The organism is Actinophytocola sp., from assembly GCF_036402745.1.
In the GTDB taxonomy this organism is placed as follows: Bacteria; Actinomycetota; Actinomycetes; order Mycobacteriales; family Pseudonocardiaceae; genus Actinophytocola.
Window position 1 is genome coordinate 1 of the sequence record NZ_DASWSJ010000351.1, and the last position, 15,740, is coordinate 15,740.

Sequence of the window (15,740 nt, forward strand, 5' to 3'; positions counted from 1 at the left end):
TCCGACGCGCAGGCGGCGGAGTTCTGGGAGCGGGTCATCGCCCTCCTGAACGACTTCGACCAGCTGCCACGCGAGGGCGACACCTCGTACTCGTTCGTCGTCAGCCTGTACCCGGCCGAGCATCCGACGCTGCCGCCGGCCATGCCCTAGGCGTTCTGCTTGCCCGCCCGCCACTCCGGTGCGAGCACCGACCAGACCTCCACGTCGTGCCGCGCGCCCCGGTGCGGGTAGGACGCCCGCAGCACGCCGTCCTTGGTCATCCCCAACCGCCGGGCCACGGCGACGCTGGCCTGGTTCTCCGCCGAGACCAGCCACTCCACGCGGTGGATGCCACGCTCCTCGACGGCCCAGTCGATGATCACCCGCGCGGCCCTGGTCACCAGCCCCCTGCCCACCGCCGCCGGCTCCAGCCAGCAGCCCGCCTCGGCGGTGCCGTGCTCGATGTCCATCGTCCGGAACAGGACGCCGCCGACCAGCTTGCCGTCCACCCAGACCCCGTAGATCCGCGCGGTGTCGGCCGCGGCCTTCTCCGCGTACGCCCGCAGGAACGCGCGGCTCGACGCCAGGTCGGTGACGGCGTCCGCGAGCCCGATGTACTGCCCGACGAACTGCCGCCCCCGGTCCATGTGGGCCAGGAACTCCTCGGCCCGCCACGGCTCGAGCGGGCGCAGCTCCGCGCCGTCGTCACCCAGAGAGATCGAGAACATCGCGACCTTCCATGATCGAGGACCCACGCGCCACGGCGACGATCCCCGCACCGGCGGCAGCGAGCAACCCGTTTTCGCGCGTCGGACGCGGCTCATGACCGGCCACCCGGCTGATGGTTATCGCGTGGCAGAGCCAGGTCGCCCGTTTCACCCACGCGGATTCGGCTCGCCAGATGCGCCGGCCGGCCCAGATCGAACGATCCGGGCCGGGCGGGGCTTAAGGCCTATCTCGTGGATCATCGTGTGTGAAGTCCTGCGCCGATCACGGGAACCTCAGGGGACCGTGACGACACCCAGCCACCACCCACCCCGATACCCACACCATTCGCCGGAACCCAACGCACACTCTTGATCCCGGGGAGGCGGACTAGTCAGGCGTCCTCCACGGAGGAGATGCGGTAGCGCGCGACCGACCCGTCGAGAATCTGCGCCTGCTGCTCGCCCGGCGGCCCGCCGCCGCGGAACCGCTCGACGTCCTCGTCGGTGTCCCAGCGCTCGTAGATGTTGATGCGCCCCGGCTCGAGCAGGTCGGCGGACAGGGTGAAGTCGAGACAGCCGGGCGCGACCCTGGCCTGCTCGACGACCGTGCGGCAGCCGGCGAGGTAGCCGTCGCGCTCCCCGGGAGCGACATAGATCTTTCCGGACACGATGATCATGTCCGCCACCGTAGTCAGGGGGTCCGACAAAAAGCGCCGCGAACTCCGGAAGCTGTTCCACATGTTCGCGACCCCCGCCGAGTGGCCCCGCGAGGAGGGCCGCCTCCTGAGGCGTTCGGGAGGCAGCCCCCGCGTTGAATGGTTCGCTCCGCCCTGTGTTGAACGGTTCGCTCCGCTCCTCCGCTACTCGCCGTCTTCCCTCCTCACGTGCTCGGCGCTGGCGCGCCTGCGCGCGCTCGTCAGTCCAGACGGCGAACGCTCCGTCGCTCTCGCTCACGGGACAACCTCCACGGCGAGGGCGGTCAGCGGGACCGGCTGGCCCGTCGCGATCGACAGTTCCGCGGCCTCGGCCATCGCGACCGCGGCCAGGCCGTCCTCGCCGGAGGCCAGGGCGTCGCCGCCGGCGATTGCGTCCAGCCAGCCGGTGAGCTGGCGGGCGAAGCCGTTGCCGCCGGCCGGGAGCAGCACCGACATGCCCTGCTCGTCCAGGACCAGGCTCGGCTCGGCGTCCCACGGCAGCGACAGCGTGCCGGCCGTGCCGATCACCTGGACGTCGCGGTGCGAGATCACCCCGGGGCGGTGCGCGCGGCTCATCTCGCACTGCGCGATCTTGTTCCCCGGGAAGCGCAGCACCAGCTCCAGGTAGTCGTAGATCTCCAGCTCGCCGGCGGTCTGCTTGCGGCCCCGCGCGTACACGCTGTCCGGCCGCGCGCCCATCCACCAGCACACCAGGTCCAGCAGGTGCACGCCGTTGTGCAGCGAGTGCCCGCCGGACGCGCCCGGGTCGATGGCCCACGACCGCCAGTCGCCCCAGATCCAGCCGCCCAGCAGGGTCGCGCGGATCACCAGCGGGTCGCCGATCCGGCCGGAGTCCAGCGCGGACTTGACCGCCAGCGAGTAGTCGTAGGCCCGGTGGGTCTGCGCCGTCGCCAGCACCCGCCCGGCTCGCCGGAAGTCCTCCAGCACCGCCAGCGCGTCCACAGTGGTCGTCGCGAGTGGCTTCTCCACCAGCAGGTGCTTGCCCGCCGCCGCGACCGCGTGCGCGATCGTCGCGTGGCTGCCGTTCGGCGTGCACACGATCACGCCGTCGACCTCGGGCCAGGCGAGTGCCTCGGTCAGGTCGGTGGTGGACCGCACGCCGCCGTTCGCGTAGGAGGCCGCCGCGGCCCGCGCCGGGTCGGTGTCGACCAGCCCGACGAGCTCGGCGCGGTCGCTGGCCCGCAACGCCGCGATGTGCAGCTCGGCGATGGCACCGGTACCGACGATCAGCACACCGAATGCGGAATCGCGTTCCATGTTCGGGGATGCTAGCCAGCCGGCGGACGAGGCGTCAACGGCTCCCGAGTGGACGGTCACGGGGTCACCACCTGGCGCAGCGCGGTGGCGTCGGCGAGCGCGTCCATGGCCGCGTTCAGCCCGTCGAGCCCGAGGTGGCCGCTGACGAGCCGCTCCACCGGCAGCCGCCCGGCCGACCACAGCTCGACGAACCGCGGCACGTCCCTGCTCGGCACCGACGAGCCCAGGTAGCTGCCCACGATGCTCCGCCCGCCCGACACCAGGTGCAGCGGCGACACCGCGGCCCGCGCGTCCGGGTGGGTCAGCCCGACGACGACCGCCCGGCCGCCCGGCCCCGTGACGCCGACCGCGGTCTCCACCGCCGGCGCCGCGCCGGCCGCCTCCACCGCGCAGTCCACGGTGAGCCCGCCGGCCTCGTCGGGGTGCAGCGTGCGGGTCGCGCCCAGCGCCTCGGCGGTCGCCCGTTTCGCCGGCACCGGGTCGATGCCGACGATCTCGCCCGCACCCACCGCCACGGCCGTGAGCACCGCGGCCAACCCGACGCCGCCCAGCCCCACCACGGCCACCGACTCACCCGGCGCCACCGCGCCCGCGTTGAGGATCGCGCCGCCCCCGGTGAGCACGGCGCACCCGAGCAGCGCCGCGACCTCCGCCGGCACCGCGTCGCCGACCGGCACGACCGAGCGCCGGTCCACGACGGCGTGCGTGGCGAACCCGGACACCCCGAGGTGGTGGTGCACCGGCGCACCGTCGAGCGTGAGCCGCCGCCCGCCGCCGAGCAGCTCGCCCGCGGCGTTGGCCGCGCTGCCCGGCACGCACGGGAACCGCCCGGCCGACGCGCAGCCCGCACACGAGCCGCAGCGCGGCAGGAACGCGAGCACCACCCGCTGCCCGACGTCGAGGTCGGACACCCCGTCGCCGAGCGCGGCGACCCGCCCGGCCGCCTCGTGCCCGAGCAGCATCGGCGTCGGCCGCGGCCGCGCGCCGTCGATGACCGACAGGTCGGAGTGGCACACCCCGGCCGCCTCGACCTCGACCAGCACCTCGCCCGGCCCGGGCGGCGCCAGCTCGAGGTCCACGACCGACAGCGGGGCCGAGTCGGCGTAGGGCCGGTCGGCCCCGGACCGGTCCAGGACGGCGCCGCGGATCCTCACGGGTGCACCGGGTACTCGCGGCGCAGGTCGACCCGCGAGTAGTCGATGTGCCGGGTGAGCGGGTCGACCGTCTCGGCGAACTCGGTGAGCGGCAGGTGGCTGTGCGTCTCGTTGTAGTAGCGGCAGAACGCCTCGGCGTAGTTCACCCCGGCCGCGCGGCCGAACTCGCCGTTGGCCGACTCGATGAGCTTGCGGGCGAACAGGCCGTCGTAGGCCTGGCTGGCGAACTGGTCCATCGCGGCGACCTTGCGGCCCACGACAGGCGTGATGTCCACGTACGTGTCGTTGCGCGTGCCACCCAGGCTGAGCAGCTCCATCGTCGCGACGGGCAACGCGGTGAAGAAGATCTGCTTGACCCAGAACTCCGCGCGCCCGTCGAGGTTGCGCAGGTACGTGGCGGCCCGGTTGATCCCGTTGAGCGCCATCACGCTCGCCAGCGTGTGCGGGTCGGGTACCACCGGGTTCTTCGGGTAGTCGCAGATCACGATGTCCGGCGCGAAGGCGGCCACCTCGGCCGCGATCCGGTCGACGAGGTCCTCGTCGAGCGTGCACGCGGCGTCGTCGAAGTCCAGCGTGATGACCTTGCCGATGCCGATGATCTCCGCGGCCCGGGCCAGCTCCGCCTTCTTGTTGGCGATCACCTCGTCCAGGCCGGCCGTGGTGATCGCCGCGTCCGGCGCGTCCTTGCGCCACTCCTCGGCGTACTTGTTCGCGTGGATGCGGCCGCCGTGGGTGAGGATCAGCGCGGCGACGTCGTCGCCGCGGTCGGCGTGGCGGGCCAGCGTGCCGCCGCAGTTGGTGATGGTGTCGGCGGGATGGGCGTAGATGGTCATGACCTTCATGCGAGCTCCCTCAGCACGTCGCGGGACGCCTCCAGGGTGGCGTCGATGTCCTCTTCGGTGTGCGCGAACGACACGTGGTTGCGCTTGAGCGACATCGGCAGCATCAGGAACCCGCGGTCGGTCATCCGCCGGTGGTACTCCCGGTAGCGGTCGTCGTCGTTGCGCATCAGGTCGCGGTAGCCGTGGATCTCGCCGTCGAGGAAGTACAGGCACCACACCGACCCGTAGCCGCGCACGACCGCCGGGATGCCGAGCTCGGCGACGATCCCGGTGAGCCCGTCGCGCATCCGCTGGCCCAGCTCCGCGGTGCGCTCGAACACCTTGGCGTCGCGCAGCTTGTTGATCGTGGCGACCGCCGCCGCGCACGAGGCCGGGTGACCGGTGAACGTGCCGGCCAGCAGCACGCTGCCGCCCGCGGAGTTGAACTGCTGCATGTACTCGTGCCGCCCGGCCAGGCCCGCGACCGGGTAGCCGTTGCCCATGGCCTTGCCGAAGCTCGTCAGGTCCGGCATGACCCCGGAGATCTCCTGCCAGCCGCCGAGCGCGTGCCGGAAGCCGGTGATCACCTCGTCGAAGATCAGCAGGCTGCCCTGTGCCTCGGTGGCCTTGCGCAGGCCCTCGAGGTAGCCCGGGTCGGGGATCAGCGAGCCCACGTTGTGCGGGACGGGCTCGACGATCACCGCGGCGATCTGCTCGGGGTGGCGGCTGTAGAGCTCCTCGAGCGAGGTGAGGTCGTTGAACTCGGCGATCAGCGTGGACTCGAGCGTCTCGGGCAGGATGCCGGAGCTCATCGGGTCCATGCCGTAGGCCAGCTCCGGCGGGGAGATCACGTTGCGGGCCACCGCGTCGTGCCAGCCGTGGTAGCCGCCCTGGACCTTGACGACCAGCCGGCGGCCGGTGACCGAACGGGCCAGGCGCACCGCGTGGAAGGTGGCCTCGCTGCCGCTCGTGCAGCAGATCATCTGGTCCGCGGACGGGATGACCGAGCAGACCAGCTCGGCGAGCTCCACCTCGGGCCGGGTGATGCCGATGCCCACCAGGTCCAGCGGCTGGCTGCCCTCGGCCGCGGCCCGGTCGACGTCCGGGTCGTTGTGCCCGAGCACGATCGCGCCGAACGCGGCGTGGTAGTCGACGTAGCGGTTGCCTTCGAAGTCCCAGACGTGGGCGCCGGAGGAGCGGGCGAACCCGTAGGGCCGGCCGAGGTGGCGGCTGAACGAGTTCAGGCCGCCGGGAATGACCCGTTCGGCCCGGCGCGCCCAGTCCGCGCCGATCGGATACGACGACTCGGCCATGGACGGCATCACTCCTGTCGTAGTGGGGACTCGGATGGATCGTGCTACATGTGGAATCGCGTTTCAAGTAGCTGTTCCGTATTGACATGGAACGCGGTTCTAAGTACCTACATCAGGGGAGGGCCACGGCAGGGAGGTGTGCGGTGACCGGAGCGACGTCGAGGGCGGAAGCTGCACGCCGGCGCCGAGCTGTCCGATGTGGACTGTGTGAGGTGGCCGGGTGAGGGCGAGCGATCGTCGGCCCCAAGAGCAGCGGCCGGTGCGGTGGGCCCCGGAACCCACCGCGCCGGCCGCTACCTGGCGGTCGAGGCCGGCCGCTACCTAGCGGTCGAGCTTGGCGCGCAGCCAGGCCGGCCAGCCGCGGGGGCGGCGGGCCAGGGAGCCGAGCAGCCGGAGGCCGTCGAAGTTGGCGGTCCGGCTCGCGATCAGGCCGTCGCGCAGGACGATCTTGTCGACGGTCACCCACTCGATGGGCTTGCGGCCGAACGTGCCGGTGAGGCGCAGTTCCACGAACACGGTCTCGTCGTCGGCCGCGGCCCAGGTCAGGAGCTCGCCGCGCAGGTCGGGGATGGTCGAGAGCAGTTCGTCCAGCACGTTGGTGAGGCCGGCGTGCCCGCGCGCGGTGCTGTACAGCGGCTGGGTGAACGTGGCGTCCGCGTGGGTGAGCGCCACGAGCCCGTCGACGGTCGGTGCCGCCCACGCCTCGGCGAAGCGGTGCACGAACGCCGCCGTGTCGGTCTGGAACATGACCGGAACGCTACCGAACGGCCTCCCGGGTCCGGTGCACGGTGAACTCGCCGGGGCGGCTCAGCTCTTGTAGACCGCGTAGCCGAAGCCCTCCATCAGCAGGCGGCCGTTCTCGTGGGTCGCGCCGTTTCCGAGCACCAGCTCGCCCGGCACCGGGATGTCCGCGCCGAACGGGCGCATCGCCGGGTTCACCGCCACCGTGAACTCGCTCCGCCGGTACACGAACGGGTAGCCGGGGTTCACGATCTCGACGCTGCCCCCCGAACCCAGCGACGGGTTCGTCTTGCGCAGGGTGATCAGCTCGCGGGTCAGGTTCAACAGCGAGTCCGGGTCCGCCTGGGAGTCGGCCACGGTGGGGCGGGTCGGGGACGGGTGCGGGGGCAGGTACGTCACCTCCGGGTCGGCCGCGTCCCATTGCATCGGGGTCCGGGAGCCGGCCCGGTTGTAGCCCGCGCGCGGCGGGCCCAGCACGCTGCCCTCGAAGTCCGGCAGGCCCGGCTGGTACTGCATGCCGATCTCGTCCCCGTAGTAGATGGCCGGGAGGGTGGGCCAGGTCAGCAGGAACGTCAGCGCCGCGCGGGCCTGGTCCGCGGTACGGCTCCCGGCGACGAGCCGGGGGAAGTCGTGGTTGGACGTCGGCAGGATGATGTGGCCGCGGCCGATCACCGTGGACGCGGTGGCCCACTCGGCCAGGAAGTCGGCGATGGAACCCCCGCCGGAGGCGTCGAAGTAGCACGGGCGCACCCGCCACGTGTCGTCGTAGACGGCGCCGTTGTGGAACAGCGACCGGAACGCCTGGCTGCTGCCGAAGTGCAGGAAGAAGTCCGCGTGGAAGCCGGCCGGCACCGCGACCTGCGGCTGGGCCCACTCGCTCAACAGGACGGCCTCGGGATGCGCCTCGTCGAGCCACGCCCGCAGCTCGCGCCACAGCTTGGCCGTCTCGACCTTGCCGGCGTCGTCCTTGACCAGCGACGATGCCATGTCCACCCGGAAACCCGCGATCCCGATCCGCAGCCAGTGGTCCATGATGTCCCGCAACGCCTGCCGGTTCGCCCGCGGGCCGGGGGCGTCCACGGGCTGGCGCCACGGCTCCTCGGGATCCATCCGGGCGTAGCCGAAGTTCAGCGCCGGCTGCACCGGGAAGAAGTTCGGCAGGTAGTAGCCCGGCCGCGAGCCCGGCGACGGCTCGAAGCCCGGCGCCTGCCGGTCGGCCCAGACGTAGCGGTGGTCGGTCGGGTCGTCGGCCGACTGGACGAACCACGGGTGCTGGTCGGAGGTGTGCCCGGCGACGAGGTCCAGCAGCACGCGGATGCCGCGCCGGCCCGCCGAGTCGACGAGCTTGGCCAGGTCGTCGCCGGTGCCGTAGCGCGGGTCGATAGCGTAGTAGTCGGCCACGTCGTAGCCGGCGTCGCGCATCGGGGAGACGAAGCACGGGTTGAGCCACACCGTGTTCACCCCGAGCCACGCCAGATAGTCCAGTTTGGACTCGACGCCGTTCAGGTCGCCGATGCCGTCGCCGTTGCTGTCCGCGAAACTCTGCGGGTAGATCTGGTACAGGACGGCATCAGCCAACCAGTCGGCCATGGGCGCTCCTCGCTCGTCAGCGCCGGGTCAGTCGCAGCGACCTGATGCCCGGCATGGGGACCTCGACGGTGACCGACGCGGTGCCGCCCGCGCCGACCTCCATGTCCGCAAGGTACTCGCTCGGCACCGTGTCGGCGGCGCGCAGCGTGTCCCACTGCCGGTCGTCGGGCCAGTCACCGCCGCCGAGGTCGGCCCATACCCGCTGGATGTTGCCGTGCTCGGCGTCCACCCGGGCCGACGCGACCGAGTAGGTGCCCGGCGCGAGTCCGGCGACGGTCACCGACACCTCCCGGGCCAGGATCGCCGAACCGTCTATTTTGGACTGATCCAGCGTCCCGTTCCAGACCAGCACGTCCACCGTCGAGCCGGTCGCGGTGGCCAGCGCCTCGACCGTCGCCTCGGCGCCGTCGCCGGTGACCGCGGCCGGGACGCGCCCGCCGGCCAGCGCGGACAGCATCGCGAGCGCCCAGAACCGGGGCTTGCGCAGGTTGCCGACGGTCAGCAGGCCGAACCCGCCGTGCAGCAGCCGCGGTGGCCAGCCGAGCTCCTCGAACTGGTCGGACGCGACCCAGTAGGCCAGGGCGTCGGTGGTCGCGAGCGCGCTCTTCATGCCGCGCAGCACGAACGGCGCGGCGAACACGGCATCGTTGACCGGGTGGAAGTGCGTCGGCGTGACGCCCCACTCGGTCCACAGGATCTCCGGCTCGGGCTTGCCGGTGGCCTTGGCGAACGAGCGGGTCAGCGGCCGCATGTCCAGCGGCGCGTTGCCGTAGGTGTGCGTGGAGACGAAGTCGACCGGCACGTCGTGCGCGAGGCAGTGCGCCAGCAGCGCGCCGACCCAGCCGGCCGCCGCCGAGGACGGTCCGCCGACCGGGATCCGCTCGTCGACGCTCTTCACCGCGCGGGCCGCGACCTCGTAGAGCCGGTGGTAGTCCTCCTGGGTGCCGTTCCAGAACACCTCGAGGTTGGCCTCGTTCCAGACCTCGAACTCCCAGGTGGCCACCTCGTCGGCGCCGTAGCGCTCGCGCAGGTGGACGGTCAGGTCGCGGACGAGGTCGCCCCAGCGGTCCCAGTCCGTCGGCACCGACACCGGCGCGTGGTACTCGAAGACCGTGTAGCCGGGGTCCGCGCAGAGGGCGAGCGGCATGAACGACAGCTCGACCACCGGCCTGAGCCCGGTCGCGAGGAACCGGTCGTACACCTCGTCGAGCCCGGCGAAGTCGAACGTGCCGTCCGCGCGCACGGTGACCGTCTCGGGCAGGAACGTGCCGTGCGCGCGGACGGTCCGCACGCCGAGCTCGTCCCGCACGATCCGCAGCGCCTCGGCGTACTCGGCGGCGACGTCCGAGCCGCCCGGGCCGGGCTTGTCCCACACCAGCAGCGAGAAGTGCTCGGCGCCGATCATCCGCCGCCAGACGTCGGGCAGCGGGACCGGCGCCGCGGTCGTGTCGACGGACACGACAACCCGCGCCGGCGCCGGACCCGCGGGCTGGGGGGTGGCCGACGCGGTGGCCGACAGCGGCCCCGCGCCGCCGTCGCTCCACGTGGCCACCCGGTAGAAGTAGGTCGCGCCCGGCTCGACCAACGTGTCGGCGTACGGCGGGTGCGGCACCGCGAGCACGTCGCCACCGAGATGGTCCAGCGGCTCGAACGGCCCGCCCTCGTCCGCCGCGCGGTGCACGAGGTAGCCCAGCGCCCCGTCGACCGGCCGCCAGTCCAGCCGCACGAGCCCGGTCCCGGCCTCCGCGACCAGCCCGTCCGGCGCGGGCAGCGCACCGATGCCGGTGAGCCGCTCCGCACTGGGGAGACCGATGCGCTGCGCCCAGTCCTGCCGCGCACTGGTGTCGGTCACTACGGCCCCCTCGCTGTAAGCGCTTCCTGTAAGCGCATACACTAGGTGCCGCCACAGACCGCCGCAAGGGAGGCCGGGGGACTTACGGGCAGCCGCAGCTCTGCCGGCGGGTCAAGGTCACCGGCAGGAGGACCGAGCGGGGCTCGCGGTCCGGTTCGCGGAGGCGGTCCACCAGGAGGTCCACCGCGGTCTCGCCCAGGCGGCGCATCGGCTGGCTCACCGTGGTGAGGCTCGGCCGCACGACCCGGCCCAGCGGAATGCCGTCGAAGCCGACCACCGCCATGTCCTGCGGCACCCGGATGCCGCGCCGCTCCAAGGTCTGCAGCGCGCCGACGGCCATCTGGTCGTTCGCGCACACCAGCGCCTGCGGCGGGGCGCCCCCGCTGTCGAGCAGGCGCTCGGTCGCCGCCCGGCCGTCGGCCTGGGTGAAGTCGCCCCGGGTGGCCGGCTCGTCGGGCACCGGGAGACCGGCGGCGGCGAGAGCGCGCTGGTAGCCGCGGAACCGGGCGGCCGCGTCCGGCGAGTCCGTGGTGCCGCCCACGAACGCGAGCCGGGTGAGGCCGTGGTCGGCGAGGAGGTGCGTGGTCAGCGCCAGCTCGCCGTCCTCGTTGTCGACCACGAGGTGGTCGAGGTGGTCGATCTCGCGCGGCCCGGCGATCATCACGATCGGCAGCCGGCGGGAGATGATCTCGAGGTCGCCGGTCGGCACGGTGCGGGCCAGGACCGCGAACCCGTCGACCCGGCCGGCGACCTTCGCCACCAGGCTCTCCGGGCCGCCGGCGAGCGACGCGGCGATCAGCAGCGCGTAGCCGTGCCGCCGGGCCGCGCGCTCCATGCCCCGGGTGATCTCGTCGGCGTAGAGCATGTGCTCGGGGTCGTCGGCGTCCGCCTCGCCCTCGGCGTCGTCGACCTCGGGGTCGGCGTAGTCCGGGAAGCACAGCCCCAGCACGCCGGTGCTGCGGCTGGCCAGCCCCCGCGCGTTGCCGCTGGGGACGTAGCCGAGCTCGCGCGCGACGGCCAGCACGCGCTCGCGGGTCTGCGCGCGGACCGTGTCCGGGTTGCGGAAGACACGGGACACGGTCGCGATGGACACCTGCGCGCGTTCGGCGACGTCGTAGACCGTGGGGGCACTCACCCAGTAACCGTCCCTCGCGTAAGCGCATTCAGCTGGCCAAAACTACCCGGCGTGTCGAGTGGCAGCAAGGAGTTAACCCGCCGCGCCCGCCCCGGTCCAGCTACGCCACAGCTCCGCGTACCGGCCGCCGAGCCGCACCAGGTCAGCGTGGGTGCCGGTCTCGACGACCTGGCCGCCCTCGAGCACGAGCACCCGGTCGGCGAGCTCGGCCTGGGTCAGCCGGTGCGCGACGATCAGCGTCGTGCGCCCCTCGGTGGCCGCGAGCGCGCCCCGCTCCAGCTCGCGCGCCCCTGCGCTGCCGGCCTCGGCGGTGGCCTCGTCGAGGATCGCGACGGCCGGGTCGGCGAGGACCAGCCGGGCGAGCGCCACCTGCTGGGCCTGGGCCGCGGTGAGCCGGTGCGCGCTCTCGCCGACGACCGTGTCCAGCCCGGCCGGCAGCGCGCGGACCCAGTGCGTCGCGCCGACCGTCTCCAGCGCCGCCCGGACCTCCGCCTCGGTCGCGTCCGGCCTGGCCAGCCGGAGGTCGGCGACGAGCGGGCCGGAGAACACGTGCACCTCCTGGCTCAGCATGGCGATGTACCGCCGGTCGAGCCCGTGCACCGGCACGCCGCCGAGCGTGACCGCGCCCGCGACGGGGTCGAGCAGGCCCGCGGCGATGCCGGCCAGCGTGGACTTGCCGGTGCCGGTGGCCCCGACGACCGCGAGCCGCTCGCCGGGCCTGATCCGCACCGAGACGTCGGTGAGGACGAGCGGGCCGCCGTCGTAGCAGTGGCTGATCTTGCGCAGCTCCAGCGCGTGGTCGGCCGGTTCGTCGGTCGTCGTGGGTGGGTGCGGGCGGTCCAGCTCGGCCACGCCGACGAGCCGGGCCAGGCTCGCGCCGGCCGCCTGGATCTCGTCGAACTCGATGATCACCGCGCCGACCGGGTCGAACAGCCGGTGGAAGTACAGCGCGGCGGCGGTGGTCGCGCCGATCGTCACGAGGTCCGCGCGGACCAGCAGGAACCCGGTGACCAGGATGGCGGCGAGGCCCACGAACTCGGCCCGGTTCATCCGCGCGACGAGCCGGGTGAACAGGTGGAACACACCGATCGAGAGGTCCATGGCGGCGCGGGACCGCCCGTTGATCGTGGCCAGGTGGGCGCGCTCGAGGCGGTAGGCGCGGACGGTCGGGCCGGCCCGCAGCGAGCTGACCATCGCCTGCGCCCGCTCGCCGACGGCCACCCGCTCGCGGGCGTAGAAGGGGCCCGAGCGGGGGAGGTACCAGCGCACCGCGAGGGCGTACATCGGTCCGGCGAGCAGGCCGGCGAGGCCGAGCCGCCAGTCGAGGGCGAACAGGCCGGCGCCGGTGAGGACGATCGTGAGCAGGGCCGACGCGAGCTGCGGGCCGGTGGTGACGAGCGCGGTGGTGACCACGGAGACGTCGTCGCCGACGCGGGAGAGGAGGTCGCCGGGACGCACCTTGTCGAGCGTCGCGGCGGGGAGGTGGAGGGTCCGGTCGAGCACGCGCTCGCGCAGCCTGGCGAGGACGGTCTCGCCGAGCCGGGACAGCAGCGTCGCCGAGATCCCGGCGAGCAGGCCCGTGCCGACGGCGGCGACCGCGATCACCGCGGCGGCCGCCAGGACGTCGCCGTGGTTCGCGTGGTCGGTGCTGCCGTCGATCATCGTGCCGAGCACCCAGGGCGCGACGAGCCCGCCCGCGCCGGCCCCGACGGCGGTGAGCGCGGCGGCGAGGCCGAGCCAGGGCATGCGCCGGACCTCCGCCCAGAGCGCGGCCCACGTCCGGCGGGGCGTGGCGACGGGGAGCAGCGCGGTCACCGCAGGACTGCCGCGCGGTAGCGAGGATCGGTCTCGGCGAGGTCGGCGTGCGTTCCGGTGGCGGCGACGCGGCCCGCGTCGAGCACCACCACCCGGTCGGCGACGGCCAGCAGCGCGGGGCTCGTGGTGACCAGCACCGTGGTCGAGCCGGCCCGCAGCCACGCGATGCCGTGGGCGATCCGCTCCTCGGTGACCGCGTCGACCGCGGTGGTCGGCTCGGGCAGGACCAGCACGGGGGCGGCCGCGGCGAGCGCCCTGGCCAGGCCGATCCGCTGCCGCTGCCCGCCGGACAGCGTGGTCCCGCGGTCGGCGACCGGGTGGTCCAGGCCGGCCGGGTGGGCCGCGATGATGTCCTCCGCGGCGGCGGCCGCGACGGCGCGCCCGAGGTCGGCCGACCCCGCGCCGGCCAGCAGGTTGGTGCGCAGCGTCCCCTCGAACAACGCCATGTCGTGCTGCTCCACCAGCACCGTCGCGCGCAGCGTGGCCAGGTCCAGCTCCGCCACCGGCACGTCGCCCACCACGAGCGACCCGCGGTAGGCGTGCGCCGGCACGGCCCCGGACAGCAGCTCCAGCAGCGCGTCGCAGTCGCGCTGGTCGTAGCCGACCACGCCGAGCGTCTCGCCCGGCCCGACGGCCAGCGACAGGTCGGTCAGCGTCCGGTACGACACGCCCGAGAGCAGCAGGCTCGGGCACGGCACCGACGTCCGGGGTCCGGGCCGGACCACGGTCGGCGCGTCGAGGATCCGCCCCAGCCGGTGCGCCGAGGCGCGGGCCTGCGCCACCAGTTGGCCCGCGGAGCCGAGCAGCCGCACGGGCTCGGCGACGAACTGCGCGAGTCCGACGACCGTGATCAGCTCGCCGACCGTGAGCCGCCCGTCCAGCGTCAGCCACCCCGCGAACCCGGCGATGGCCGCCAGGAACAGCCCGCTCACCGCCGACGTGACCCCGAGGTAGACGCCGTTCGTGGTGGCCGCCCGCAGCGACGCCCGCAACGCCGTGCGGCTCGACCCGCGGTAGGCGGCCGCGGCGCTGGCCTGCGCGCCGATCCCGCGCAGCGCCCGCACGCCGTGCACGAGGTCGGTCGCGAGCGCGGCCGTCTCGCCGGCCGCCTCCTGCGCGACCGCGGCCCGGCGGGTGAGCCACGGGCTGAGCACCTGCAAGCCCGCCGCCAGCGCCGGCACGCCGATCAGCACCGCGAGCCCGAGCGGCACGTCGATGGTCAGCAGCGACACCGCCGACACCACGAGGGCGACGAACGCGGCCGCCCCCACCGACCAGCCCTGCATGACGGCGGCCGCGCGCTCCGCGTCCGACGTCGCGATCTGCAGCACCTCGCCCGCCCGCATGCCGGTGCGCTGCCCACGGGGGTCGAGCACCCGCTCGACCACCTCGATGCGGAGCTGGTGCATCTCGTGCTGCATCGCGGTCATGAGGTGGCGCGCGCCCCAGCGCCAGAACGTGGTCAGCAAGGCGAACAGCGCGCCGAGCGCCAGCATCCACAGCAGCAGGGCCAGCACGTCGCCGGTGGCCACCGCGCGGTCGATGAGCACGCCGATGAGGACCGGCACCAGCGCCTCGGCGGACTGGTGGGCGGACAGGAGCAGCACGGCGGCGGTCAGCCGACCGCGGTGGCGTCCGATCGAGCGGCGCAGCAGACGGCCTCCGGTGAGCTCTCGCAACGAGGTCCTCCAGTCCTTAGGCGAGCCTAACCCGGAGCGAACCCTGCGAGAGTGTGCAGCCGGGTGGGACGTGATACTCGCGGGAACGATCGTCGCCGACGCAGTCCCGGACGGCGACCGCGCCGCGTCCCGGCGGGCCGGGCGATCCGCGGTCCGATGTGGACACCACAGGGGGCGCGGGCGGAGAGAGCGATTCCAAGGGGTGGACGGTTGCCGCCCGCCGTTGACGGTCGGCGCACGGTTCTGTTGCGATGGGTCGGTGAGCACCGAGGTAGTCCTGACCAAGCGGCGGCACGTCGACTTCGTCCGGACGGGCACCCAGGCCTGTCCCCGCTGAGCACCACCCCTCGACCTCGTCCGTAGCGGCTTTCCTTGCGCGGCAAACACTGTCGTGCCGCTTCGCCCTGCCCCCCGAACCGAAGGATCGTCATGTCCTCGATCGTCGTTCTGGCCGGCAGCCCGTCGGCCACGTCCAGAACCGTCGCGCTCGCCGAGCAGCTCGCCGAGCGGCTGCGTGCCCAGGCCCACGACGTCCGGGTGGTGGCCGTGCGGGACCTGCCCGCCGACGCGCTGCTCGGCGCCGACCCCACCAACCCCGCGATCGCCGACGTCCTCCGGTCGGTCGCGGCCGCCGAGGGCGTGGTCGTCGCCTCGCCGGTGTACAAGGCGGCCTACTCCGGTGTGCTCAAGGTGCTGCTGGACCTGTTGCCCCAGCTCGCCTTCGCCGGCAAGGCCGTGCTGCCGATCCTCACCGGCGGCGGTCCGGCGCACGCGCTCGCGGTGGACTACGCGCTGCGCCCCGTACTGTCCACATTGGGCGCGCAGCACGTCGTGCAGGGCGCCTACGTGCTGGACAAGCACATCGAGCGCACCGCCACCGGGATCACGTTGGCCGCCGACGCCACGCGCCCGCTCCTCGACGCGGTCGACGGGTTCTCCCGGACCCTCCACGCCCGGCCCACCCTCGTCGGCGCGCCGTAG

At 73.5% G+C, this 15,740-nt stretch carries 13 protein-coding genes; 1 reads left to right on the forward strand and 12 read right to left on the reverse strand.

What is annotated here, in order from left to right:
- Positions 1 to 146: 146 nt before the first annotated feature.
- From VGD70_RS31615 to VGD70_RS31670, 12 genes are all read right to left on the reverse strand, one after another.
- Positions 147 to 707 (reverse strand): GNAT family protein, encoded by a 561-nt coding sequence (locus VGD70_RS31615; RefSeq protein ID WP_331087858.1) that lies wholly within the window; start codon positions 705 to 707, stop codon positions 147 to 149.
- A gap of 371 nt (positions 708 to 1,078) precedes the next feature.
- Positions 1,079 to 1,363 carry an antibiotic biosynthesis monooxygenase family protein gene (locus VGD70_RS31620; protein WP_331087860.1) on the reverse strand — a complete coding sequence of 95 codons (285 nt, stop codon included), beginning with the start codon at positions 1,361 to 1,363 and terminating at the stop codon, positions 1,079 to 1,081.
- 273 nt (positions 1,364 to 1,636) lie between these two features.
- Positions 1,637 to 2,659, reverse strand: a complete 1,023-nt coding sequence (locus VGD70_RS31625; protein ID WP_331087862.1) for a Gfo/Idh/MocA family oxidoreductase — start codon at positions 2,657 to 2,659, stop codon at positions 1,637 to 1,639.
- 56 nt (positions 2,660 to 2,715) lie between these two features.
- Complete coding sequence (locus VGD70_RS31630) at positions 2,716 to 3,813, reverse strand: alcohol dehydrogenase catalytic domain-containing protein (protein ID WP_331087864.1); 1,098 nt, start codon at positions 3,811 to 3,813, stop codon at positions 2,716 to 2,718.
- Complete coding sequence (locus VGD70_RS31635; protein WP_331087866.1) at positions 3,810 to 4,655, reverse strand: PIG-L deacetylase family protein; 846 nt, start codon at positions 4,653 to 4,655, stop codon at positions 3,810 to 3,812. The genes VGD70_RS31630 and VGD70_RS31635 overlap by 4 nt, the downstream gene beginning before the upstream one ends.
- Positions 4,652 to 5,947, reverse strand: coding sequence for an aspartate aminotransferase family protein (locus VGD70_RS31640; protein ID WP_331087868.1), 1,296 nt, complete (start codon positions 5,945 to 5,947; stop codon positions 4,652 to 4,654). Before VGD70_RS31640 ends, VGD70_RS31635 begins: the two co-directional genes overlap by 4 nt.
- A 321-nt stretch (positions 5,948 to 6,268) precedes the next feature.
- On the reverse strand, positions 6,269 to 6,694 hold the full coding sequence (locus VGD70_RS31645; RefSeq protein WP_331087870.1) for a nuclear transport factor 2 family protein: 426 nt from the start codon (positions 6,692 to 6,694) through the stop codon (positions 6,269 to 6,271).
- Between the two features lie 60 nt (positions 6,695 to 6,754).
- Entirely contained in the window at positions 6,755 to 8,278 is a 1,524-nt protein-coding gene (locus VGD70_RS31650) for an alpha-amylase family glycosyl hydrolase (protein ID WP_331087872.1), read from the reverse strand.
- A 16-nt stretch (positions 8,279 to 8,294) separates the two neighbouring features.
- Positions 8,295 to 10,130, reverse strand: a complete 1,836-nt coding sequence (locus tag VGD70_RS31655; protein ID WP_331087874.1) for a GH39 family glycosyl hydrolase — start codon at positions 10,128 to 10,130, stop codon at positions 8,295 to 8,297.
- 82 nt (positions 10,131 to 10,212) lie between these two features.
- Entirely contained in the window at positions 10,213 to 11,265 is a 1,053-nt protein-coding gene (locus VGD70_RS31660) for a LacI family DNA-binding transcriptional regulator (protein ID WP_331087876.1), read from the reverse strand.
- A 72-nt stretch (positions 11,266 to 11,337) separates the two neighbouring features.
- On the reverse strand, positions 11,338 to 13,080 hold the full coding sequence (locus tag VGD70_RS31665; protein ID WP_331087878.1) for an ABC transporter ATP-binding protein: 1,743 nt from the start codon (positions 13,078 to 13,080) through the stop codon (positions 11,338 to 11,340).
- The gene (locus VGD70_RS31670) at positions 13,077 to 14,759 is read right to left on the reverse strand and encodes an ABC transporter ATP-binding protein (RefSeq protein WP_331087880.1); all 1,683 of its coding nucleotides are present in this window, start codon (positions 14,757 to 14,759) and stop codon (positions 13,077 to 13,079) included. The genes VGD70_RS31665 and VGD70_RS31670 overlap by 4 nt, the downstream gene beginning before the upstream one ends.
- Before the next feature lie 429 nt (positions 14,760 to 15,188).
- Between VGD70_RS31670 and ssuE the strand changes: the two genes are divergently transcribed.
- On the forward strand, positions 15,189 to 15,740 hold the full coding sequence (gene ssuE, locus VGD70_RS31675; RefSeq protein WP_331087882.1) for an NADPH-dependent FMN reductase: 552 nt from the start codon (positions 15,189 to 15,191) through the stop codon (positions 15,738 to 15,740).

Coding starts and splice junctions, on each gene's coding strand:
- VGD70_RS31650 (WP_331087872.1), bottom strand. CDS start 8,278: ATGGCCGACTGGTTGGCTGATGCCGTCCTGTACCAGATCTACCCGCAG.
- VGD70_RS31625 (WP_331087862.1), bottom strand. CDS start 2,659: ATGGAACGCGATTCCGCATTCGGTGTGCTGATCGTCGGTACCGGTGCC.
- VGD70_RS31640 (WP_331087868.1), bottom strand. CDS start 5,947: ATGGCCGAGTCGTCGTATCCGATCGGCGCGGACTGGGCGCGCCGGGCC.
- VGD70_RS31615 (WP_331087858.1), bottom strand. CDS start 707: ATGTTCTCGATCTCTCTGGGTGACGACGGCGCGGAGCTGCGCCCGCTC.
- ssuE (WP_331087882.1), top strand. CDS start 15,189: ATGTCCTCGATCGTCGTTCTGGCCGGCAGCCCGTCGGCCACGTCCAGA.
- VGD70_RS31635 (WP_331087866.1), bottom strand. CDS start 4,655: ATGAAGGTCATGACCATCTACGCCCATCCCGCCGACACCATCACCAAC.
- VGD70_RS31620 (WP_331087860.1), bottom strand. CDS start 1,363: ATGATCATCGTGTCCGGAAAGATCTATGTCGCTCCCGGGGAGCGCGAC.
- VGD70_RS31645 (WP_331087870.1), bottom strand. CDS start 6,694: ATGTTCCAGACCGACACGGCGGCGTTCGTGCACCGCTTCGCCGAGGCG.